The organism is Ralstonia pickettii (assembly GCF_030582395.1).
Classification (GTDB): domain Bacteria; phylum Pseudomonadota; class Gammaproteobacteria; order Burkholderiales; family Burkholderiaceae; genus Ralstonia; species Ralstonia pickettii_D.
In genome coordinates, this window is the sequence record NZ_CP104382.1 from 410,065 (window position 1) to 430,836 (window position 20,772).

Below are 20,772 nucleotides of genomic sequence, written 5' to 3' on the forward strand. Positions count from 1 at the left end.
TCATGCCCAGCGTCAATGCGAGTGCCGTGGATTGCCGCGCGTCTCGATGACGTTCAGGTACAGCGTTGCGGGCTCCAGGCATCCGCCCGTCGAAAGCTGCCCGACAAACTGCCGATAGATTTCCTGCCAAGGCGTTTGCGACTGCGGCACGCTGAAGGTCGCGCTTTCGCGGCGGCGCTCCAGCTCTTCCGCATCGACCAGGACATCGACCTTGCGTGCATTGAGGTCCACGCGGATGCGATCGCCCGTGCGCAGCAGCGCAAGCCCGCCACCGGCAGCAGCCTCCGGAGACATGTTCAAGATCGATGGGCTGGCCGAGGTACCGCTTTGCCGGCCATCGCCCATGCACGGCAGCGATTCGATCCCTTGCTTGACCAGTGCCGCCGGCGGCGCCATGTTGACGACCTCCGCGCTGCCCGGATAACCGACCGTTCCGCAGCCGCGGATGACGAGGATGCAGCGCTCGTCGATCGCCAGCGCCGGATCGTTGATGCGGGCGTGATAGTCCTCTGGGCCATCGAAGACAATCGCGTGCGTCTCGAAAACATTCTCCGCGCCCGGCTCGCTCAAGTAGGTCTGCCGGAATGCCTCGCCCACCACCGACATCTTCATGATGGCGCTGTCAAAGAAATTGCCCGACAGCACGATGAAGCCCGCGCGATGCTTGAGCGGTGCGTCCACGGGAAAGATCACCTCGCGGTCGGCGGCGGGGGCGGCATCGGCGATTGCACCGATCGTCCGGCCCGATACGGTGGGGCAATCGCGGCGCAGCAACCCGCCCGCGTCAAGCTGGCGCAATACGGCGGGCACGCCGCCAGAGCGATGGAAGCTTTCACCCAGGTATTCCCCGGCCGGCATGCAGTTCACGAGCAGTGGAACCGACTCTCCGTGGCGCTGCCAGTCTTCAAGGCTCAATTCCACGCCCATGTGGCGCGCGATGGCGATAAGGTGCGGCGGGCAGTTGGTCGACGCGCCAAGCGCCGAGGCCACCATGATGGCGTTCTCGAACGCCGCGCGCGTCATGATCGTCGAAGGGCGGACGTCTTCACGCACGAGGTCGACGATGCGCTTGCCGGTGGCATAGGCCATCTGCCCCCGCTCCCGATACGCCGCCGGAATGCTGGCGCACCCGGGCAGCGACATGCCCAGCGCTTCGGCCAGGCTGTTCATCGAAAGTGCGGTGCCCATCGTGTTGCAGTGGCCGATCGACGGTGACGACGCGGTGGTCAACTCCATGAAGCCTTCGTAGTCGATGTCGCCTGCAGCCAGCCGGTTGCGCGCATGCCAGATAACGGTGCCGGAGCCGACCCGTTTGCCATCGTGCCAGCCGTCCAGCATCGGCCCGCCAGACAGGACGATGGCCGGCAGGTCCACTGTGGCGGCGGCCATCAGGCAGGCGGGCGTGGTTTTGTCGCAGCCGGTCGTCAGCACGACGCCGTCGAGCGGGAAGCCGTGCAGGATCTCGACCAGGCCGAGATAGGCGAGATTGCGGTCGAGCGCCGCGGTCGGGCGGCGGCTCTGCTCGGCCAGCGGATGAACCGGGAACTCCATCGGAATACCACCCGCGTCGCGTATGCCGGCCTTCACACGCTGCGCCAATTCAAGGTGGTGCCGATTGCACGGCGCCAAATCGTTACCCGTTTGCGCAATGCCGATGATGGGCCGGCCCGACTGCAGCTCTTCGCGCGTCAGGCCGTAGTTCATGAAGCGTTCTACGTAGAGGGCAGTCATGTCGGCGTGGCTTGGGTCGTCGAACCAAAGCTGGCTGCGCAGTCTGCGGGGAGGTTGGGCGGGCATGGTGTCTCGTTCGTTATGTGCAACTGGGGTTCCCTCTGCGGGGAATTGGCGTGGCGCTTTGCGGAAGCCTGTGACGTAATTTTGGTACCGGTAACAACGCATCGTAGAGCCGGAAGAAGGCGCAGGCAATAGCGCGTGTTGTCAGCCCCACTTCGGGGGAGGGTGTTTGGATTTGCCGACATCTGCCTGAGCGCAAGCGTTTGCCGCCCCCCGGCTGGTGGGGGAGGGTTGCGATTTCACGATTCTGCAAACAACCCGCCCTATGTTGGCCCGATCTTCGGGGGAGGATAGGGGGCTGCCATGCTGGGGTTAGGGTTATCTGCACGATTTGAAAAAACCGACGCGGGGCGACGTGAAATCGCCACGCGCGGGGGCGCGCTCAGTCGCTCAAGCCGCGCGCTGCTCATCATGGTGGATGGGCAAGTCACTGGCGAGGACCTTGCCGTGCGTGCCGGCCAGCTCGGACTGGAAGCGCAGGCCGTATTCGATCTGGTGCAGGCCGGTTTCATCCAACGCGCAACCGATGTTGCCAGCGAGCCCGTCTTCGTCCAGGTGGCCGAGCCGCAACCCGAGGCGCCCAAGCCCGTTGCACCTGCCGCACCGGCGCGCAAGCGTTCGCTGGCGGCGGCGCGCATGTACCTCATGGATATTGCGGCGCGCACATTCAGCTCGGCCGAGCACCCGATCCGCCAGCGCCTTGTCGAGGCCACCGACCGCGCCTCGGTGGAGGGCGCGTTCGATGCATTGCTGGCGGCCCTGCGCGAAGCCACATCGGCGTCGATGGTGGAGCAGGTAGAAGTGTCCTTCCGCGGGTTTCTGCCGGCCGAAGACAGCGTGGCCGGCTGACCGATCAGGCAGCCTGCTGCGCCACCTCGTCCTGGAGCAGCCCGCGCGCCCGCTGATTCGACTTGTAGATGTTGTCACGAACCGGCACCGCGCCGGTCTTCACGCTGTGCACCCAATCCTGGGTCGACATCACCGCCGCAAAGCGCGATTGCAGCACTACGCTGAACACGCGGTGGATCTCTTCCGCACTCGCAAAGCCAGCCTGGTTTTGATAAGGCACCGCGCCCGACGCGTCATGCAGGAACTCCACCGCCGTGCCGTTGTGCAGGGCGTGATTGATCGTGGACGCATCGCAGTTGTGCGTCATGTAGCCGACCACGGTTAGCGTATCGATGGCGCGTGCTTCCAGCCATTGCGCCAGGTCCGTCTCGGGATAGGCGCTGGGCAGCAGCTTGCGCAGATAGTGGTCATGCGGTCGCGACGCCACCACCGGGTGCAATTGCCAGCCATCGGTGTCGATGGCAAACAGCGGCGAGCTGGCCGGCGAGGTCTGCTGCACGACGATCACCGGAATGCCCGCCTCGCGTGCCGCATCCATGGCGGCACCGATGTTTGCGACCGTCTGCTGCGGGTCCGGATACTCGATCGGCAGGCCGCCCGTGAAGTATTCGTTCTGCACATCGATGACGATCAGGGCGCGCTTCGGGGCATTGTTCGTGGTCATGGCTGACTCCTCAAGGTCGGTTGGATCGGGCATTTGCGTGGGCCCGTGGACAGCATCTTCGCGGATGACTATCCTTCCCGACAGTGGCCCAGAAGACGATTATCGAAAAAATCGGGCCAAAGTGCGGAGCCCGTATGCAACCTCAGCATCCCCAGGAAATCGCCGTTCTGGCCTTCAACGACATCAGCCCATTTCACCTGTCGGTGCCGTGTCTTGTGTTTGAAGACCGCGTCTGGGCCGGGCTGCCGTCGTACAACCTGCGGATCTGTGCGGGGGAGCCGGCCCGGAACGGCGGCCTGCGCACCACAGCCGGGTTTGCCCTGCAGACGGAGTTCACGCTCGAAGATGCCGCCCGCGCCGACGTGCTGGTCGTGCCGTCATGGCGCGATACGGAAGAGCGGCCGCCGGCGGCCATGGTGAATGCGGTACGGGATGCTTACGAACGCGGCGCCACGGTGGTCGGCCTGTGCCTGGGCGCGTTCGTGCTGGCAGAGGCGGGCGTGCTCGATGGCCACGAGGCCACCACGCACTGGAGCGCTGCCGATGCGTTCTCGCAGCGCTACCCGCGTGTGAAGCTGGTGCCCGATGTCCTGTATCTGGACGCGGCCGACGGCCGGCTGGTGACATCTGCAGGCACCGCCGCCGGGCTGGACTGCTGCCTGCACCTGGTGCGCCGGTGGCATGGCGCGGAGGTCGCCAACCGCATTGCGCGGCGGCTCGTGGTGGCGCCGCATCGGCAGGGTGGTCAGGCGCAATACATCGAGCAACCGCTGCACGATGCGCCGGGCGGTGATCGACTGTCAGATTTGCTGAACTGGACGGTGGCCAACTTAGCGGAGCCGCATTCGCTCGACTCGCTGGCCGAACGCGCGGCCATGAGCCGGCGCAATTTCACGCGGCGGTTTCGTGAACTGACAGGAACCACTGTCAGCCAATGGTTGCTCGGGCAGCGTTTGGCCTATGCGCAACGCATGCTGGAAACCACGCGTCAGCCGGTCGAAGCGATTGCGCAACTGGCGGGATTCGGCAGCGCCGTATCGCTGCGCCAGCATTTCAGCCGGACATATCACACGTCGCCCAGCGCTTACCGCGCCTTGTTTGCGCAAACCTGAGGCATAAAAAAGCGGCCGGTAGGCCGCTGCATCGATTACTTGGCTACTTGCTCAACTCGTGGCCGATGACGGCCCCGGCTGCGGCACCCCCGATCGTCCCGGCCGTGCTATGCGTGATCTCGTGGCCGGCCACACCGCCCGCCACCGCACCGCCTGCCGTACACGCCGTGAGAGCAGGCGCCAGCACGGCAATTGCGCATATCAGCGCCGTTTTCCATGCGTTCATGATGTCCTCCTGAGAAGCCGGCCAGATGCAGCCGTCGGCATATGCCTCAGTCGAGCAAAGCGCGTGCCGGGCTCACATGAACAACGGCGACAGCGACAGATGCGACAGCGCGATCACGATCACCTGCGCAATCACCAGCAGGATCAGCGGAGACAGGTCGAGCCGGCCGCCCAGCGGCGGCACCACGCGGCGGATCGGGCGCAGGAGCGGGTCGACCAGCGTGTTGAGCACTGCGCCCATCGGCGATGCCGGCCCCATCCACGACAGCACGGCCGAGGCAATCGTCACCCACACCAGCACGTTGAACGCCCACTTGAGCACCGTGAAGAGGGCCGCCACAAAGCCCATCGGCACAAGCGCCACCGGGCTCAGGCCCACCGATGCGAGCAGCAGGAACAGATACACAAGCGCCGTGAGATAGGCAGCCACCAGCGAGGACCAGTCGATATAGCCCGTGGCCGGAATCACCCGGCGCAGCGGGTGCACCAGCCAGCCGGTCAGCTGGAAGATGGCCTGCGACAGCGGATTGCGCGGTGACAGCCGCACCGCTTGCGTCCAGGCGCGCAGCAGCAGCGCCGCGCCGAAGAGCGAGAAGATCGTGTCGAGCAGAAAACGCGTGATATCGCCGAACATGCGTCCGGTTCTCCTATGGTCAGGTCGGGCAGGAGCGCGCGGCATACGCGCGCGCTGGGGCGCGGTATTGTCGCACGGCAATCTGACGTGGATCTGTGCGTTGTGCCTCTGCGCAGCCGCGGCGCATTCGCGTATTGTGGTGCCCGTTCGCTGTTTTCCCTGTGAGGAGACCTGCCTTGAAGCCCACCCTGTTTCGCGCGTTGTTGTCGCTGGCGTGCCTGTCTGCCGTGCCGCAAGTGCACGCGCAGGCCGATACCACGTTCACCGTCGAATCGCCTGCCTTTGCCGACAACGGCGTCATGGACCGCAAGTACGCCGGCAAGAACCCCGCCAACGCCAATTGCACGGGCGACAACGTCTCGCCGCCGCTGCACTGGTCCAACGTGCCCGCGGGCACCAACAGCCTTGTGCTGATCGCCTCTGACCCGCAGGGCGCAGGCGGCCTGGGCGTAAACCACTGGATGGCCTACGGTATCCCGGCCACGCAGACGAGCCTGCCGGAAGGCGCCGGCAGCGGCGCGGCGCTGCGCATGGGCCAGAACTCCATCGGCAAGCCGGCGTATCTCGGGCCGTGTCCGCCCAAGGGCACGGGCATGCATCACTACGTCTTTGTGCTGATCGCCACGGATCTGGCGCCGGACGCGCTGCCCAATGGACTCACGCGCGCTGAATTGGAAGCGGCCATCAAGGGGCATAGCAAGGGCGCCGCTGCATGGATCGGCCGGTTCGGCAACTTTTGACGTGCCTTCGCTGGCCGCCTGCGTTTACTGCGACGCGGCCGGTTCCATGCCCTTGGGCTTGAGCAAGGCAGAGGCTTCCTTGCCGTGCAGCGCCTGGATCAGTTTCTGCGCGTCTGCAAGGTTCTTCGCATGCGCACTCACGCCCACTGCATACACCGTGTAGTTCTGGACGGCTGCGGGCAACGGCCCGACGTACTGGATGCGCGGCACCGCTAGCAGTTCGCTGATCTGATGCACGGCCAGCGCGGCTTGTCCATCGACCAGCCGGGTGCCCACCAACCCGCCGTGAACGAGCACCGCCTTGGGCGCAATGGCCTGCGCAATGCCGAGCGTTTCGAAGAGTTTCGAAAGATACACGCCGGACGATCCACCAGCGGTTGGGTCCAGATACGCCACCGAAGGCGCCGCCAGCAAGGTCTGCTTGAACTGCTCAACGGTTGAGATATCGGGCCGCGGGGCGCCCTCGGGCACCGCCACACCAATGCCGACGCGGGCCACGCTGCTGAGCGTGGGGGCCAGATTGCCCGACGCGCTGAGGGTCTTCGCGAGGGGCTCGGGCAGGATCGCTACGTCGAAGGCCTCGCCGTTCTGAATACGCTTGGCCAGTTCGCCCGCCGTGCCGTTGGTGATGATGAGGTGGAGACCGGCCGAGCGTTCGATCGACGGTTCCAGCGCATCCAGCACGGGCCGGAATGCCCCGGCCGTGAGGACGCTGATATCTGCAGCGCTTGCCTTGCCGACGGTGCCGGCAGTGCACAGCGCCAAGAGCGCTGCCAGAAACGGGATTTTCAAAATCACGATGCGGCTCCGTTCACGTGTCGGTGCCGCACCTTAGCACTGCATGATCGGCAGGGGCAGACGCTCAGAGCCCCGCTGCCGGAAAATTCGCCTGCCAGACAGCGCTTTGCACGTTGACCTGTTTCGGAATCAGCTTCTGCTGCAGGAACAGGTCTGCAATCTGCTGCTGCGAGGCCACGATCTGCGGCGTGACCGGCGTGACGCCGTAGGGCACGCGCCGCAACCAGGTCTCCACAACGGGCTGTTCAATGCCGAGCTTGGGCGCCAGCAGGGCGGCGGTTTCCTGCGGATGCTGATTCACCCACAGCCCCGCCGTGCGCAACTGGGCCAGGATGGCGTTGACCGCGCGCGGATGCGTGGTCACGAATTCCGGCGTGGCTTCGTAGAAGTTGAACACCGGCAACTCGCTGAAATCGCCCAGCGTGCGCGTCTTCAACGCCTTCTGTGCCAGTGCGTAATACGGATCCCACACGACCCACGCATCGACCGCGCCGCTCTCGAAGGCTGCGCGCGCCTCGGCCGGTGGCAGGTAGATCGGCTGAATGTCCTGCACCGTGAGGTTGGCGCGACGGAGCAGCTGCACCAGCAGGTAGTTGGAGCTGGAGCCCTTCTGCAGCGCGATGCGCTTGCCTTTCAGGTCGGCCACGCTGTGCGCAGGTGAGCTGTCGAGCACGAACAGCGCCTCGTTGGTCTTGCCGCCTGGCTCGGCCCCCACATAGACAAGGCGTGCGCCTGCGGCCTGCGCAAACACGGCCGGCGGCGCGCCGGTGTAGCCAAAGTCAATGCTGCCCGTGTTGAGCGCCTCGAGCAGTTGCGGCCCGGCAGGGAATTCCTTCCACTCGACCTTGTAGCCGAGGTCGCCCAGCGGTTTGTCGAGTGCGCCTTGCGCTTTGAGCACGGCAAGCAGCCCCGCTTTTTGAAAGCCGATGCGCACCGTGGTTGGCTCGGCGGCCTGCGTCAGGCCTGCGCACAGCGCCATGCCGGCGCCAAGCAATGCGGCCAGCCAGCGTCGGCGGCCAGACGATGCGGCGGTATGGGGCAATTGGGTTTGCATGATTCCTCCAGCGAGTCAGGTGTTGTGCGGTCGATGCTACGGACCGCGCACGCGCGAAGGAACGAACAAGATTGCATGTGCATAGACGCGGCTGCGTCAGCCTGTTGTTATGGCAGCCAGTTCAGCCAGGTAGGCCCACGGATAGATGCCACGCGCATGTCCATCACTGAACACCAGTTGCACGCCGTAACCCGCGGGCGCGATGGTGGTGGCGCGCACGGCGGCCGGCACGTTGATCGGCGTGCCGTGATGGCGCTTGAACTGGCACTCCGCACAGCGGCACGCTTCGCGCAACGCGGCGTGGTCGAGTGCGACCACGGCGTCTGCCCAGTGCAGCCGCAGCCGGCCTTGGGCGACGTCGTTTTCGATACGCTCAGGCGGATGCACGGGCGCGCTCGATTTGTGCCAAGGCGATCCGCACAGCCTTGACGACTTCCGGGTCGCCATCGGCTTCTGCGCTGCGCAGGGCGGGCAGGGCAGAGGCTTCGCCGATCTCTCCCAGTGCGAGTGCGGCTTCCTTGCGCAGGTTGCTGATTGGGTGCGTGAGCAGCGCGGCGAGCGCATCGACGGCATGCGCAGCACGCCAACGGCCGAGCGCCCGGGCGGCCTGCAGGCGAACTTGCCAATACGCATCGGCCAGCGCATCCACCAACGCTTGCGTGACATGCGAGTCGGGAGCGAGCGCGCGCAGCTTGCCGAGCGTGCTGGCGCTTTCCTCGCGTACGCGCCAGGCGGTGTCTTGCAGCGCATCGAGCAACGCGGGCAGTACGGCGGCATCGGTGGCGAGGCCGAGGGCGCCGACTGCGGCACGGCGCACGTCGACATCTGCGTCATGACGCGCGCGTTCCGCCAGCGCCGGCAATGCGCCCACATGCTTGCGCCAGCCGAGCACCGCAACGGCCTCGCGACGCACGGCGGCGTCCGCGTCTTGCAAGGCTCGCAGCGCGGGTGCTTCGCTCTCGGGCACGCGCAGCTCACGCAGCCCACGCAATGCGGCGGCGCGCACAAAGGAATTGGCATGGTCGACGTAAGGCAACAGCGCCGGCGCCGACTCGGGAGACTTCAAATCCGCCAGGCCGATTGCGGCTGCATCGCGCACGGTGCCATCGGCGTCTTCCAGCGCACGGGCGAGCGCGGCCACGGTATCCGGCTGTTCCCACGTTGCCAGGATGCGCGCAGCTTCCAGCCGAACTTCGGGGGCAGGGTCTTGCTCAAGCAGCGCAATCACGTTTGGCAGCGAATCGGCGTCTTCTTCATCGGCGATCTGCAGCAGGGCAACGCGGCGGGTGGCGGCATCCGCGTCGAGCAGACGCGCCAGGGGTGTTGTCGTCATCGCGGCCTCAGCGCAGCAGATACGGGATGTCCACCTTCACCGCGCCGGTCGGGCAATCCTGCTCGCACGGCATGCAGTACCAGCATTCGTCGAACTGCATGAAGGCCTTGCCTTTGGTCAGGTCGATGGCGAGCAGGTCGAGCGGGCAGACGTCGACACATACTGTGCAGCCCTTGTCGGCAATGCACTTGGCTTCGTCGATGGTGACGGGCGCGCTGCTGCGCGAGGTGATGTCGTGCGGCGTGTGGGTGAAATGAACGGTCGTCTGTTGCATGGTCATGCAGCCTTCGGAATGCGCATGTGCGCGTAGGAATCGGTGCCGAGCAGATCAACGGGGATGACGTACGGCTCGATGGCCTGCTTGCGGCTGGCCATGGCGCCGTGTGCGTCCTTGTACAAGCGCGTGTGGCAGAACCAGTTGGCGTCGTCGCGTTCGGGGTAATCCACGCGGTGGTGGTACAGGCCCCAGCGGCTCTCGGTGCGGAAGAGCGAGGCGCGCGCGGCCATCTCGGCGCAATCGCGGATGAAGCTGACTTCCATCGCGCGCATCAGCTCGTGCGGGTTGCGCGCGTGCAGGTGGGTGATGTCTTCGGCAATCTCGTCGAACCTCCGCAGGCCGATTTCCATCTTGCGTGTGACCTTGGGCGGCTGCAGGTAATCGTTCACCATGCGGCGCAGCTTGTATTCCACTTGCGCGGGGGCCAGTCCGTGGTCGCGTTGCAGCGGCGCAAAGATGCGCGCGCGCTCGCGTTCGATCTGCGCTTCGTCGACGCGGGCGTCGCCTTGCCGGCCGGCGATGTAGTCCGCCGCGTTCTGCCCCGCAAACCAGCCATACGTAAACGCGCCGAGCATGTAGTTGTGCGGCACGGCCGCCATGTCGCCCGCCGCGTAAAGGCCCGGCACGGTGGTTTCCGCGCGTGCATTCACATACACGCCAGACGCGCTGTGCCCGCTGCAGAAGCCAATTTCCGAGATGTGCATCTCCACCATCTGCGTGCGGTAATCGGTGCCGCGCCCCGCGTGGAAGCGGCCGCGGCTCGGGCGCTCGTTGGTGTGCAGGATGGTCTCGATGGTCTGGATGGTTTCTTCGGCCAGGTGGTCGAGCTTGAGAAACACCGGGCCCTTGCCGCCCTGCAGTTCCTGGTAGAACTCCCACATCATCTGGCCGCTCCAGTAGTCGCACTGGATGAAGCGCTCGCCGCGCGCGTTGGCTGTGTAGCCGCCCAACGGGCCGGTCACATACGCGCAGGCCGGGCCGTTGTAATCCTTAATGAGCGGGTTGATCTGGAAGCATTCCAGGTTGGAAAGCTCTGCGCCAGCGTGATACGCCATCGCGTAGCCATCGCCTGCGTTGGTGGGGTTTTCGTATGTGCCCATCAGGTAGCCGGAAGCCGGCAGGCCAAGGCGCCCCGCCGCACCGCAACTCAGCACCACGGCCTTTGCGCGCACCACGAGGAAATCCGCCGTGCGGCAATCGAAGCCGAGCACGCCGCAGGCGGCGCCATCGGCATCGGTCAGCACACGCGTGACGACAATGCGGTTCGTGATCTCCACCCGCGCGCGCTTGAGCTGCCGATACAGCACCTTCTTGATGTCGTGCCCCTCTGGCATCGGCAGCACGTAGCTGCCCATGTGATGGACCTTCTTGACGGCGTAGTCGCCGGTTTCGTCCTTCTCGAACTTCACGCCCCAGCGGTCAAGTTGCTCAATCGTGGCAAAGCTGTGCTGCGCATAGGCATACACGCCCGATTGATCGACGATGCCATCGTTGGCCAGCGTGATCTCGCGCGTGTATTGCTCGGGCGTGGCATGCCCGGGAATGACCGCGTTGTTCAGCCCGTCCATGCCCATCGAGATGGCGCCGCTGCGCTTGACATGCGCCTTGTCGATCAGCAGCACACGCAGCGCGGGGTTGCGTTCTTTGGCCTTGATGGCCGCCATCGGGCCGGCCGTGCCGCCGCCCACGACGACGAGGTCGTACTTTAGTTCCAGCGTATTCATACGGTGCCTTGCAAAGGAAGGATGGATTGCGCGTGCGCCGCCACTTGCCGATCCAGCCGAAGCCGGTACTGGAAGGCGTCGCCGCGGAAATAAAGACGTTCGAAGTCGATGGGCGTGCCCTGTCCGTCGTGCGTCAGGCGTTCCACACGCAGCAGTGCCGCGCCTGCGCCCGTGTCGAGTGCGGTGGCCGTGGCGTGATCGGCCAACGCCGCATCGATGGCGAGCGTGGCATGGCCCAGCGCCACACCCGCGTCCTGCTCCAGCACGAGAAACACATCGCGCGTGACGAGGTCCGCCCGGGCGACGATGCTGCCCAGGGCTTCAGGCAGCCACGTCACCTCGAGCGACACTGGCTCGTGGTCCAGCAACCGCACGCGATGCAATTCCGTGACGGGTGTGCCGGGTGCGAGTTGCAGCGCCTGCGCAACGTCGATTGGTGCGGGGACGGTCCGCAGCGTCAGCACGCGGTTGCGGATGGCGTGACCTTGTGCCGACATCGCCTCACCAAAGCCCTGCAGCGCGGTCACGTTCTGGAAGGCCTTCGGCTGGCTCACAAAGGTGCCTTTGCCGTGGCGGCGGAAGATCAGCCCTTCGTTCTGCAAATCGGCCAGTGCCTGACGCACGGTGATGCGGCTGGCGTTGAACTGCTCGCCCAGCGCCGCCTCCGAAGGCAGCAGCGAGGCGGGCGCATAGTGGCCGTTGAGAATGCCTTCGCGCAGCGTGCCCTTGATCCGCTCATAAAGCGGCAGGGCAGGTTGGCGGTGCACATTGGAGGTCGTCATCGGGGGCGTAACTCGTCATAACAAGTGCGCCCAGTGTAAAAAGCAGACGTATGCAGCGGAACGAAGCTTTTTCGATATGCATGCTCGGTTTCTGACATGAGCCGCAGCTATAGTGACGGGATTGTTCTGAGCCGTCCGCGCACCGCGCACGCGGGCCGGCACCAGACGCGCGGAACGCCGCACCTCAGACGGCGTACGAAAACAACGGATACGGGTGATGGACCTGGGCACGCGCCTGCAAGACTTTTCTGCCGGCTTTGCTGACACGTTGCGGCAAGCCATGCACGACGTCGGCTTCGAGTGGCTCTCGTTTGGCCTGATGGAATACATCGGCGAGGCGGGCAAGCAGCGGGGCGAGCAACGCGTGCTCTACAACACCAATTCCCCCGCCGGCTGGGAAGAGCGCTATCTGGAGCAGCGCCATTTCGAGATCGACCCGCGCATCGCGCTGCAGGGCGACTGCGGCCTGCCTCTGGCGTGGGACGTTCCTTACCTGCGTGAGCGCGTCGGCAACAGCCCGAGCGAACCCCGCATCGAAACGTTCCTGACCGATCTGAGCCGCTTCAATCTGCACAGCGGCATCGTATGGGGCGCGCCACTGCGCCATCAGATGACGCCGCGCTCCACCTGGATCGTCTTTTGCAGCCTGTCGTCATCACGATCGGACCGCGCCTGGATGAACGACACGGTGATGGGCGGCGCCATGCGCATCATCGTGCGCGCCTGCACGCATCTGGAAGAGGCCCGCGACAGCGCCCAGCGCAACAAGGAGATCGCCACGCGCGCGTCGTTGCCCGCGCACGTCCTGCGTCGCGTGATCGATTTTGTCGAGGCGAACGTGACGCAGCCCATCAGCGTGCGCGACATGGCCGAGATTGCCGACCTGAGCGTCCACCACTTCGCGCGCAGCTTCAAAGAGGCCAGCGGCCGTACGCCGCACCAGTACGTGACCGAGCGCCGCCTGCAGCTTGCCAGCCGGCTGCTGACCGAGACACGCATGTCCATCCTTGAGATCGCAACGGCGGTGGGTTTTGAAAGCGCGAGCCACTTTGCGGTGGTCTTCCGACGCCTTCAGGGCCTGTCGCCCAATGACTTCCGGCGCCAGCGCGTGGCCTTCTCGCACGTGGCGGCATCGCTGGCCGAATCGGGCTGAGCGCGCGGCCTTTCCTGTCGCACCGTGCGCGAATTTGGTGCGTTGCACGGTGCGCAAATGCCCGCGTGATATCAAAACCGATATCGCTTGGGCCCCAAAAAAGCATTAGACGGTCATGTCTCGCTGTCCATACCATGGCTCAGCACGAATCACCGGCAAGGGAAGATGCACGCCTCATGCCGGAATCGACTCGTGTATCGCGTTGCAAAGACGACGTGCGCAGCCCCGGGGGTAGTCACCGGCTGCGTTCCACCATAACGGAGACAAACGATGCAAAAAACGAGCGCTGCGTGCGCCAGACGGACTGTGTTGACCTTCCTGGCCACGGCCGGGCTGCTGCTGACCACGGGCTTGACGACAGCGGCTTACGCGGCTGACAAGTCGTTCACGATGGGCTTTGCCCAGGTGGGTGCCGAGAGCGAATGGCGCACCGCCAATTCGGAGTCCATCAAATCGACGGCCAAGGCGCAGGGCGTGAACCTGAAGTTCTCTGACGCGCAGCAGAAGCAGGAAAACCAGATCAAGGCGATCCGCTCGTACATCGCGCAGAAGGTCGATGTGATTGCGTTCTCGCCCGTGGTGGAATCCGGCTGGGACACCGTGCTGCAGGAGGCCAAGGCCGCCAAGATCCCGGTCATCCTGACCGACCGCGGCATCGACAGCAAAGACACCTCGCTCTACACCACGTTCATCGGCTCCGATTTTGTCGAGGAGGGCCGCAAGGCGGGCCGCTGGCTGCTGGAGAACGTCAAGCCCAAGGGCGACGTGAACATCGTCGAGTTGCAAGGCACGGTGGGCTCCGCGCCCGCCATCGATCGCAAGCGCGGCTTTGAAGAGATCATCAAGGCCGACCCGCACTACAAGATCATCCGCTCGCAAACGGGCGACTTCACCCGCGCCAAGGGCAAGGAGGTGATGGAAGCGTTCCTGAAGGCCGAGGGCAAGAAGATCAACGTGCTTTACGCGCACAACGACGACATGGCGATCGGTGCCATCCAGGCCATTGAAGAGGCGGGGCTCAAGCCGGGCAAGGACATCGTCATCATCTCGATCGACGGCGTGAAGGGCGCCTTTGAAGCCATGATGGCCGGCAAGCTGAACGTCACGGTCGAATGCAGCCCGCTGCTCGGGCCGCAACTGATGGATACCGCGCGCGCCGTGCTGGCGGGCAAGACCGTGCCCAAGCGCATCGTCACCAAGGAAGGCATCTTCCCGATGGAGGTGGCGGCCAAGGAGTTCCCGAACCGCAAGTACTGAGGGGGGCCATTCGCAAGCCCTTTGCTGAATCGGGGCATGCCGGCAGGGCGGGTGACGGTGACTCGCCTTGCCGGTATGCACCCTCAACAGGCCACACCCATGTCCGATCACGTTGATCAACCCGCCGCGACAGATGCACGCGGCGCGCTGCTGCACATGCGCGGCATCTGCAAGAACTTTCCCGGCGTGCAGGCGCTGGCCCGGGTCGATTTCCGCTTGTTGCCCGGAGAAGTCCATGCCCTGATGGGGCAGAACGGTGCCGGCAAGTCGACGCTCATCAAGGTGCTGACCGGTGTTGAAGCACCCGATGCGGGCGAGATCCTGCTCGGCGGTCAGCCCATCGCGCCAAGCTCGCCGCTGGAGGCGCAAAAGCTCGGCATCAGCACGGTGTACCAGGAGGTCAATCTCTGCCCGAACCTGACCGTGGCGGAGAACATCCACATCGGCCGCTTCCCCATGCGGCTGGGCAGCATCGACTGGCGTGCCACCAACCGGGCGGCGCAGGCACTGCTTGCCGATCTGAATATCCACATTGACGTCACGCTGCCGCTGTCGCTGTATCCGGTGGCCATTCAGCAGATGGTGGCGATTGCGCGCGCGCTTTCCACCGAAGCCCGCATCCTGATCCTCGACGAGCCCACCTCCAGCCTGGACGACGATGAAGTGGCCCGCCTATTTGCCGCCATCCGCACGCTCAAGGCGCGCGGCATGGCCGTGCTGTTCGTCACGCATTTTCTGGAGCAGACGTACGCGATTGCCGACCGCATTACCGTGCTGCGCAACGGCCGGCTGGAAGGCGAATACGCCGCGCGCGATCTGCCGCAGCTGCAACTGATCAACAAGATGGTCGGGCGCGACATCGACGCGAGCCGCTTCGAGCGCACCGAAGTGCCGCCCGTGGACGACACGGCGCCAGCGTTCCTGAGCGCGCGCGGCATGGGCCGTCGTGGCGTCGTGCAGCCGCTCGATCTGGACGTCCGCCCCGGGCAGGTGCTCGGCCTTGGCGGCCTGCTTGGCTCGGGCCGAACGGAGACTGCTCGGCTGCTGTTCGGTGTCGACCGCAACGATGCGGGCTCGATCAACGTGCAGGGGCAAGCGCGCCAGTTCAGTTCGCCGCGTGACGCCATCCGGCAGGGCATCGGCTTTTGCCCGGAAGACCGCAAGACCGAAGGCATCATCGCCGAGCTGTCGATTCGCGAGAACATCATCCTTGCGCTGCAGGCCAAGCGCGGCCTGTTCCGCTATCTGCCCAAGAAGCGCCAGCGCGAGATTGCCGACCAGTACATCGCCCAGCTCGGCATCAAGACGCCCGACGCTGAAAAGCCGATCGGCCAGCTCTCGGGCGGCAACCAGCAGAAGGCCGTGCTCGCGCGCTGGCTGGCGACCGATCCTGCCATGCTGATCCTGGATGAGCCCACGCGCGGTATCGACATTGCCGCCAAGCTCGACATCATGGATCTGGTGACCGCGCAGTGCCGCAAGGGCATGGCGATCCTGTTCATCTCCAGCGAGCTGCCAGAGGTGCTGCGCGTGAGCCACCGACTGGCGATCTTGCGCGATCGCAAGAAGGTGGGCGAGCTAACCGGCGCCGATGTGACGGAAGACAACCTGTGCCACGTGATTGCCGGCGGCGACGTGCCCGCCAGCCAATCCACCACCACCGGAGGCGCTGCATGAACCCCGCCCGCCTGCGTGCGCTCACCGGCCACCGATTGTTCTGGCCGTGCGTGACGCTGCTTTTGCTGTGTCTGCTCAACGCTTGGTTCAACCCGCATTTCTTTCACCTCGACGTTCGCAATGGGCATCTGTACGGCAGCCTGATCGACATCCTCAACCGCGCAGCGCCGCTGATGCTCGTCTCGCTCGGCATGACGCTTGTGATTGCGGTGGGCGGCATCGATATTTCGGTGGGCGCGGTGGTCGCCATTTCCGGCGCCATTGCGGCATCGCTTGTCGGCGGCACGCTGGTCGTGCAGAACGGCCTGCCCGTCTACGTGACGAAGGTGCCGCTGCTGCTTGCGCTGCTGGCGGCCGTTGGCGCGGCGCTGGTGTGTGGCATGTGGAACGGCCTGCTGGTGGCGGGCGCGGGCATGCAGCCCATCATCGCCACGCTGATCCTGATGGTGGCCGGCCGCGGCGTGGCGCAGCTCATTACCGGCGGCCAGATCATCACCGTGTACTACGAGCCGTTCTTCTTCGTGGGTAACGGCTATCTGTTCGGTCTGCCGTTCGGGCTATACATCGCGGCTGCTGTGCTGGGCCTGCTGTTGCTGTTGATGCACCGCACGGCGCTGGGCTTGTTCATCGAGGCCGTTGGCATCAACCCCGTGGCCGCGCGGCTTGCGGGGTTGAACACCAAGGCGCTGCTGTTTGGCATCTACGCATTCTGCGGTGCCATGGCCGGTGTTGCGGGGCTCATTATCTGCTCCAACGTCAAGAGCGCGGACGGCAACAACGCGGGGCTGCTGCTGGAGCTTGACGCCATCCTGGCCGTCACGCTGGGCGGTACCTCGCTGGCAGGCGGCAAGTTCAGCCTGTGGGGCAGCGTGATGGGGGCGCTCATCATCCAGACGCTCACCTATGCGATCTATTCGATGGGTGTGCCGCCAGAAATCAACCTCGTGGTGAAAGCCGTGGTGGTGTTTGCCGTATGCCTGGCGCAATCGGAGGCGTTTCGCAGCATGCTCTTTCAACGCCACAGCCGTGCGGGGGCGCAGTCATGAGAATCAATCCACGGCGCTTGCCGTTCTACGTCACGCTGTTTCTGTTTGCGCTGTTGTTCGGCTTCGGCTCGGTCACTTATACGGGCTTCTTCAGCGTGCAGGTGTTTCTCAATCTGCTGATCGACAACGCGTTCCTGATCGTCGTTGCCATCGGCATGACGTTCGTCATTCTGTCGGGCGGCATTGATCTGTCGGTCGGGGCGGTGGTGGCGCTGACCACCATGATCTCCGCCGCGCTGGTCGAGCATCACGGCTGGTCGATTGGCGTGGTGGTGCCACTGGCGCTCGCCGTCGGGTGCCTGTTCGGCCTGGTGATGGGCGTGCTGATCCAGGTGTTCCGCATCCAGCCGTTCATCGTCACGCTGGGCGGCATGTTCCTCGCGCGGGGGCTGTGCTATCTCATCAGCATCGATTCGATCAGCATTACCGACCCGATCTATACCGCGCTCTCGCAGTACAAGATCCAGGTGGGCGGCGGCAACTACGTGTCGCCCAGCGTGGTGATTGCGCTGGTGGTGTTTGCGGCAGCAGCGTGGCTTGCACATTGCAGCCGCTTTGGTCGCACGGTGTACGCACTGGGTGGCAATGAGCGGTCTGCCCTCCTGATGGGCTTGCCGGTGGCGCGCACGCGCATCCTCGTCTATGTGCTCAGCGGTTTCTGCTCGGCGCTGGGAGGCGTGCTGGTCACGTTCTACATGCTGTCCGGCTACGGGCTGCACGCGCAAGGCATGGAACTGGACGCCATTGCCGCCACGGTGGTCGGTGGCACGCTGCTCACCGGCGGCGTGGGCCTCATCAGCGGCAGTGTGGTGGGCGTGCTGTTGCTTGGCGTCATCCAGTCGCTCATCACCTTTGACGGCACGCTCAGCTCCTGGTGGGCGCGCATTGCGATTGGTGTGTTGCTATGCGTGTTCTGCCTCATGCAACGCTTTCTTGGGCGCGCACAGCGCGGGGCAGCATTGCCACCGTCCACCCCGCACAGGCCGGCGCGGTCGTCGACCGAGACGGCCAAGGACACCCCGGCCTCGGCCATCCTCATGCAGTCGCATGCCGTACCGCCTTTCAATTAGGCGCACGCAGTCGCAGTTTCCCGTAGACATGCCGGCCTTGAAGAAGTTGTATCGCGCAACTATATTGGTTGTGCCAAACAACTAACTCAGGCCCGGTATGGACATCATCGAAGCCCCCGCGCAGTCACGCGAACAGACCATCCGTGAGCTGCGTGAGGTTTCCCGCAAGCTTGTCCGCGAGCTCGGCTTCATGCGCAACACGCTGGCAGAGAGCGACCTGCCGCCCTCTGCCGTACACGCGATTCTCGAGATTGCCGGGGCGCCCGGCATCCAGGCGCGCGATCTGGCCGAACGCCTGCGGCTGGACAAATCGAGCACCAGCCGGCAGCTCACGCGGCTTGAATCCGCCGGGCTGGTCGAACGCCGCACCTGCGCTGACGATGCACGGGCTTCCGAGTTGCATCTCACAAAAAGCGGCCAGCAACTGCGCCGCAAGATTGATGCATTTGCTTCGGAGCAGGTTTCCAACGCGCTGCGTCACCTGACCCCGGCAGAGCAGCAACGGCTCGTCGCGTCACTGTCGCAGTACGTCAGCGCGCTGGCCGATGACAACGACCACAAGCCCGCGCATGCCGCCGCCGATGCCGGCCCACAGATCGTGCAAGGCTACGTGCCCGGCTGCATTGGGGATATCGCCGGCCTGCATGGCCGGTTCTACGCGCAGCACTGGGGGTTTGGCGTGTTCTTCGAGCGCCGGGTCGCCAAGGAACTCGCCGACTTTGCGCAAGCCTTGCCCGACCCCGACAAAGCACTCTGGCTATGCGTGGAAAACGGCCGCTGCCTTGCGTCTCTCGCAATTGACGGAAACTCGGACACGCGCGTTGCACACCTGCGCTGGTTCATCGTGGATGATTCCCTGCGTGGCACCGGCATTGGCCGTCATCTGATGTTGCAGGCGATGCGCTTTGTTGATGCGCGCTTTGACGAGACGTACCTCAACACCTTCAAGGGCCTGGATGCCGCCCGCCACCTCTACGAATCGTTCGGCTTTCAACTCACGCATGAAGAAGCCGGCACGCAGTGGGGCAGCACCGTGACCGAACAGCAATTCCGTCGCCGCAAACCGGGCTGAGGTTGTGTCGTCCCGGGCGCACAAGGAGACCGCACGTGACATCGCAACTCAATCTGGACGCCTACTTCAACCGCATCCAGTGGGGCGGCAGCGCCAGCCCAACCTACGACACGCTCGCGCAACTGGTGCGTGCGCACATGCGGCACATTCCGTTCGAAAACCTCGACGTGCTGCTCGGACGCGGCATCCGGATCGACCTGGAAAGCCTGCAGAACAAGCTCGTCCACGCGCGGCGCGGCGGCTACTGCTTCGAGCACGCCACGTTGTTTGCCGCCGTGTTGGAGCAGCTTGGCTTTCAACCAACCCGTCACTCGTCGCGCGTGGTCCTGCTTTCGCCGCGCACTGAGGCACCTCGCACGCACATGTTCCTGACGGTGCCGCTGCCCGAAGGCACCTTCGTCGTCGACCCCGGTTTTGGCGCGCTGGCGCCGCGCGTACCCGTGCCTCTGGACGGCACACAAGCCAACATCGACGGTGAACTCCACTGGGTGGCGCGCGACGAAGACCGCTGGATACTCCGCGCGCAAGTGCGCAGCGACACGCCCGTCGACGCGTGGGTCACCACGATGGAGCAGGACTACCCGATCGACTTCGAAATGGCGAACTACTACACGTCAACCTATCCGGCATCGCCGTTCGTGAATCGCATCCTGATGCGCGCCCTGACGGACGAAGGCCGCGTGACGGTGATGAATCGGGATGCCACGATCTGGCGCGGGAATACGCCGCACAGGTTTGAGCTGGAAGACCGGCGCGCGTTGCGCGGGCTGCTGGCTGAGTACTTTGGGATGGATCTGCCGGAGGTGGAGGGGATGCGGGTGCCTGGGGTGGAGGGGTGGAGTTGAAGCGGATGGCTTTTCAGGCGACTGGAGTGCGCTACATCACAGCATTGAGAAGCGTCCGCGTTGACTGAATGCGTCCGATTGCTGCATCGGCCTTGGTCGGCTGTGTTGAATGCGCTTGATAGCGCCTCGACTGCAAGCTTCCCCGCCCGTCTCGGGGTCGCGTTACTGCTGTTTTCGTTATTTCTTGCGATTCGCGCGCTGAAGCACGCTCAGAACTTCCCACCGGAACAAATCCACCGTCACACCATCCAGCGAGGTCAGAATGAACGCCCCGATCGCGTCCATAAACCCGGCCTGGAATTCGAGTGCCTTGTCCTTCAGGTAGGCCTGCTTATGTAAGCGCAACGTCTGGGGTTGGAACCGGCGGTTCACTTTCATGTCCATCTGCGCTTTGTGCAGATACTCCTTGGCGGCCAAGGCGCCCTGTGCGTATAGGAGATTTTCATTGACGTTCATCGGGCACCTCCGGACGAAGGACGTTGCGCGATGCTGGTGAACTGACAGCGTGCGGGGCGATGCCCGCGTGGGATGGGTACGGCTTGGGTCGGTTGATCCATTGTCTTGCCCTCTGGTTTGAGTGAGGAGCCACCCACCGGTGAGGGTGGGCGGGCACACGACAAGGTCTGCAATACCGATCAAAAACACCAAAAAACCGGCAGGGCCGAA

The 20,772-nt window shown here is 64.7% G+C and carries 22 protein-coding genes; 10 read left to right on the forward strand and 12 right to left on the reverse strand.

Features of this window, described 5'->3' with window-relative positions:
• Positions 1-12: 12 nt before the first annotated feature.
• Positions 13-1,797: an IlvD/Edd family dehydratase gene (locus tag N5B55_RS18600; protein ID WP_304541019.1), complete on the reverse strand. Its 1,785-nt coding sequence runs from the start codon at positions 1,795-1,797 to the stop codon at positions 13-15.
• A gap of 408 nt (positions 1,798-2,205) precedes the next feature.
• Between N5B55_RS18600 and N5B55_RS18605 the strand changes: the two genes are divergently transcribed.
• A complete protein-coding gene (locus N5B55_RS18605; RefSeq protein WP_258035413.1) occupies positions 2,206-2,643 on the forward strand; it encodes a hypothetical protein in 438 nt (145 codons plus the stop codon).
• Between the two features lie 4 nt (positions 2,644-2,647).
• On the opposite strand, the gene N5B55_RS18610 is transcribed toward N5B55_RS18605, so the two are convergent.
• The gene (locus N5B55_RS18610) at positions 2,648-3,307 is read right to left on the reverse strand and encodes a cysteine hydrolase family protein (RefSeq protein ID WP_304541022.1); all 660 of its coding nucleotides are present in this window, start codon (positions 3,305-3,307) and stop codon (positions 2,648-2,650) included.
• A 134-nt stretch (positions 3,308-3,441) separates the two neighbouring features.
• On the opposite strand from N5B55_RS18610, the gene N5B55_RS18615 reads away from it, so the two are divergent.
• Positions 3,442-4,419, forward strand: a complete 978-nt coding sequence (locus N5B55_RS18615) for a GlxA family transcriptional regulator (RefSeq protein WP_304541024.1) — start codon at positions 3,442-3,444, stop codon at positions 4,417-4,419.
• A gap of 43 nt (positions 4,420-4,462) precedes the next feature.
• Here the strand turns inward: N5B55_RS18615 and N5B55_RS18620 are convergent, their stop codons facing one another.
• Together N5B55_RS18620 and N5B55_RS18625 are read right to left on the reverse strand one after the other, a co-directional pair.
• Positions 4,463-4,645, reverse strand: a complete 183-nt coding sequence (locus tag N5B55_RS18620; RefSeq protein ID WP_065854338.1) for a glycine zipper 2TM domain-containing protein — start codon at positions 4,643-4,645, stop codon at positions 4,463-4,465.
• A 72-nt stretch (positions 4,646-4,717) separates the two neighbouring features.
• Positions 4,718-5,278: a YggT family protein gene (locus N5B55_RS18625; protein WP_065854340.1), complete on the reverse strand. Its 561-nt coding sequence runs from the start codon at positions 5,276-5,278 to the stop codon at positions 4,718-4,720.
• Positions 5,279-5,454: 176 nt separating this feature from the next.
• Here N5B55_RS18625 and N5B55_RS18630 point away from each other — a divergent pair, with 176 nt between their 5' ends.
• A complete protein-coding gene (locus N5B55_RS18630) occupies positions 5,455-6,018 on the forward strand; it encodes a YbhB/YbcL family Raf kinase inhibitor-like protein (RefSeq protein WP_178961852.1) in 564 nt (187 codons plus the stop codon).
• A 24-nt stretch (positions 6,019-6,042) separates the two neighbouring features.
• On the opposite strand, the gene N5B55_RS18635 is transcribed toward N5B55_RS18630, so the two are convergent.
• The 7 genes from N5B55_RS18635 to N5B55_RS18665 all read right to left on the reverse strand — a co-directional run bounded on the left by N5B55_RS18635 (position 6,043) and on the right by N5B55_RS18665 (position 11,986).
• Entirely contained in the window at positions 6,043-6,816 is a 774-nt protein-coding gene (locus N5B55_RS18635) for a substrate-binding domain-containing protein (protein ID WP_304541028.1), read from the reverse strand.
• A 64-nt stretch (positions 6,817-6,880) separates the two neighbouring features.
• Positions 6,881-7,870: an aliphatic sulfonate ABC transporter substrate-binding protein gene (locus tag N5B55_RS18640; protein ID WP_304541029.1), complete on the reverse strand. Its 990-nt coding sequence runs from the start codon at positions 7,868-7,870 to the stop codon at positions 6,881-6,883.
• A gap of 96 nt (positions 7,871-7,966) precedes the next feature.
• Complete coding sequence (locus tag N5B55_RS18645; protein WP_304541031.1) at positions 7,967-8,257, reverse strand: DUF971 domain-containing protein; 291 nt, start codon at positions 8,255-8,257, stop codon at positions 7,967-7,969.
• Positions 8,244-9,203, reverse strand: coding sequence for a HEAT repeat domain-containing protein (locus N5B55_RS18650; RefSeq protein ID WP_304541033.1), 960 nt, complete (start codon positions 9,201-9,203; stop codon positions 8,244-8,246). The genes N5B55_RS18645 and N5B55_RS18650 overlap by 14 nt, the downstream gene beginning before the upstream one ends.
• A gap of 7 nt (positions 9,204-9,210) precedes the next feature.
• Positions 9,211-9,477, reverse strand: coding sequence for a 4Fe-4S dicluster domain-containing protein (locus tag N5B55_RS18655; protein ID WP_004627681.1), 267 nt, complete (start codon positions 9,475-9,477; stop codon positions 9,211-9,213).
• 2 nt (positions 9,478-9,479) lie between these two features.
• Positions 9,480-11,204, reverse strand: a complete 1,725-nt coding sequence (locus N5B55_RS18660; protein ID WP_304541035.1) for a fumarate reductase/succinate dehydrogenase flavoprotein subunit — start codon at positions 11,202-11,204, stop codon at positions 9,480-9,482.
• Positions 11,201-11,986: a GntR family transcriptional regulator gene (locus N5B55_RS18665; protein ID WP_304541036.1), complete on the reverse strand. Its 786-nt coding sequence runs from the start codon at positions 11,984-11,986 to the stop codon at positions 11,201-11,203. Before N5B55_RS18665 ends, N5B55_RS18660 begins: the two co-directional genes overlap by 4 nt.
• Before the next feature lie 217 nt (positions 11,987-12,203).
• Between N5B55_RS18665 and N5B55_RS18670 the strand changes: the two genes are divergently transcribed.
• The 7 genes from N5B55_RS18670 (at position 12,204) to N5B55_RS18700 (ending at position 20,106) form a co-directional block, all read left to right on the forward strand.
• Positions 12,204-13,139: a helix-turn-helix domain-containing protein gene (locus N5B55_RS18670; RefSeq protein WP_065854355.1), complete on the forward strand. Its 936-nt coding sequence runs from the start codon at positions 12,204-12,206 to the stop codon at positions 13,137-13,139.
• A 270-nt stretch (positions 13,140-13,409) separates the two neighbouring features.
• Positions 13,410-14,396: an ABC transporter substrate-binding protein gene (locus N5B55_RS18675; RefSeq protein ID WP_178961868.1), complete on the forward strand. Its 987-nt coding sequence runs from the start codon at positions 13,410-13,412 to the stop codon at positions 14,394-14,396.
• A 99-nt stretch (positions 14,397-14,495) separates the two neighbouring features.
• A complete protein-coding gene (locus tag N5B55_RS18680; protein ID WP_304541048.1) occupies positions 14,496-16,073 on the forward strand; it encodes a sugar ABC transporter ATP-binding protein in 1,578 nt (525 codons plus the stop codon).
• A complete protein-coding gene (locus N5B55_RS18685) occupies positions 16,070-17,119 on the forward strand; it encodes an ABC transporter permease (protein WP_304541052.1) in 1,050 nt (349 codons plus the stop codon). Before N5B55_RS18680 ends, N5B55_RS18685 begins: the two co-directional genes overlap by 4 nt.
• Positions 17,116-18,189, forward strand: a complete 1,074-nt coding sequence (gene yjfF, locus N5B55_RS18690; RefSeq protein ID WP_304541058.1) for a galactofuranose ABC transporter, permease protein YjfF — start codon at positions 17,116-17,118, stop codon at positions 18,187-18,189. Before N5B55_RS18685 ends, yjfF begins: the two co-directional genes overlap by 4 nt.
• 97 nt (positions 18,190-18,286) lie before the next feature.
• Positions 18,287-19,261 (forward strand): bifunctional helix-turn-helix transcriptional regulator/GNAT family N-acetyltransferase, encoded by a 975-nt coding sequence (locus N5B55_RS18695; RefSeq protein ID WP_304541062.1) that lies wholly within the window; start codon positions 18,287-18,289, stop codon positions 19,259-19,261.
• A gap of 35 nt (positions 19,262-19,296) precedes the next feature.
• Positions 19,297-20,106, forward strand: a complete 810-nt coding sequence (locus N5B55_RS18700) for an arylamine N-acetyltransferase family protein (RefSeq protein ID WP_304541064.1) — start codon at positions 19,297-19,299, stop codon at positions 20,104-20,106.
• A gap of 177 nt (positions 20,107-20,283) precedes the next feature.
• Here the strand turns inward: N5B55_RS18700 and N5B55_RS18705 are convergent, their stop codons facing one another.
• Complete coding sequence (locus tag N5B55_RS18705) at positions 20,284-20,562, reverse strand: hypothetical protein (protein WP_304541066.1); 279 nt, start codon at positions 20,560-20,562, stop codon at positions 20,284-20,286.
• Positions 20,563-20,772: the final 210 nt, after the last annotated feature.